The sequence below is a fragment of the Campylobacter sp. 2018MI01 genome, assembly GCF_018501205.1.
Lineage (GTDB): Bacteria > Campylobacterota > Campylobacteria > Campylobacterales > Campylobacteraceae > Campylobacter_E.
Map to the genome: position 1 here is coordinate 1 of NZ_JAHCZE010000116.1, position 1,405 is coordinate 1,405.

Consider the following 1,405-nt stretch of genomic DNA (forward strand, 5'->3'; position numbering starts at 1 on the left):
GCCTATTGCACTTGTAACATCCATACTATGCAATTTATCATCAGCCCCAACATAATCTCTAGTAGCTTCTACAACTATGTCTTTACCATTAGTTGATGAAAAACTTAATCTTCCGAAGTTAGTCTTATTATCGTTAGTTAAGCCTATCATATCTTTAAGACCAGCTCTATCGCTTTCATTTAAGCCTTCTTTAACACCTTGTAAAAAATTAAGAGCTGCAACTGCTATGATTCCATTAGTTCCTTCAGCTTCGCCCATATTATGACCTTTTGATAAATCTATAACCTTATTTAATGCTTTCATTGCATTATCCAAGGCAGCATTAGCATCACTTAAAGTCGCATGTTTAGAATTTGTATCCCCAACTGCTAATTTTACTGCTGCATTAGCATCTTTTAAAGCTTGTTCATAACTAGGATCGCTAAAAGCTGTACCATTTGCAGGGTCTTTAAATGCTTTAGCACTCTCTAATTGTAAAGCACCAATTTTTTCTGCTTTAACAGCACTTAAATCTATTTCAGTTCCATCTTTAATTGCTTTTTTGATAACATCAGTTGAAGCTTTAGCTGAACCATCAGCTGCGTGTCTTGCTGCTTGTTCATAATAAGCATCTTTAACATCATCAAATGAATTTTTTGTTGAAAGTATAGAACCAGCTGCACCAGTAGGATCAGTTTCAGAAGCTGCTGCGTCACCGCCCCAAGCAGCCGCACCAGAAAAATCAACAATTTTTTCACCATTCTTACCATCTAAATCTGCTCCAACGTCGGTATAAAACACATGCTTATCTGCTACTTTAGCTGCAGCTGTATTATCTGCATATGCTTTACCAGTAGTTGGATCATAACTCTTATCCACCCCATCAGTTATCTTAATACCTCTACCATCTCTATTAGCAAGTACTAATCTTCCTTTTTCATCAACACTAGCTTCTACCCCTGTTTGATCTTTTACAGAGTTAATAGCAGCTCTTAAAGCTCCATTTCCATCTTTATCTTTAACTTCAATAGAACCAATAGTAACACCATTTATACTAAAGCCTTGTAAAGTAGTTCCTGCTTTAATAGGTTGTTCAAATACACTTTGAACCGTAACAGAAGCTTTAATACCTGTTTTATCAGTAGATTTATTAATAGCTTCAACTAAAGCACCTAAACCTTGACCTGCTTTAATATTATTACCTTGAGCAATTTGCACTGGCTCAAATGTAACATCATTAATTCCATCTACGTTTTTAAATGTAAGATTAATTTTATCTCCTAAAGCAAGGTCACTTTGTCTCACATTATGCCCAGTCTCAAACCTAGTTAACCCAATCTTATCACTTGTAGTTGCCCCAATACTAGCCTTAACTGTCTCATTTGAATATGCACCAATTTGAAATTCTTTGTTTGAAAACGTTCCA

1 protein-coding gene is annotated in these 1,405 nt (G+C 35.4%); it reads right to left on the reverse strand.

All coding sequences use genetic code 11. From position 1 onward, the window contains the following. Window positions 1-1,405: flagellin hook IN motif-containing protein (locus KJQ97_RS09245; RefSeq protein WP_214120668.1), on the reverse strand; the 1,405-nt coding region annotated here is incomplete at both ends.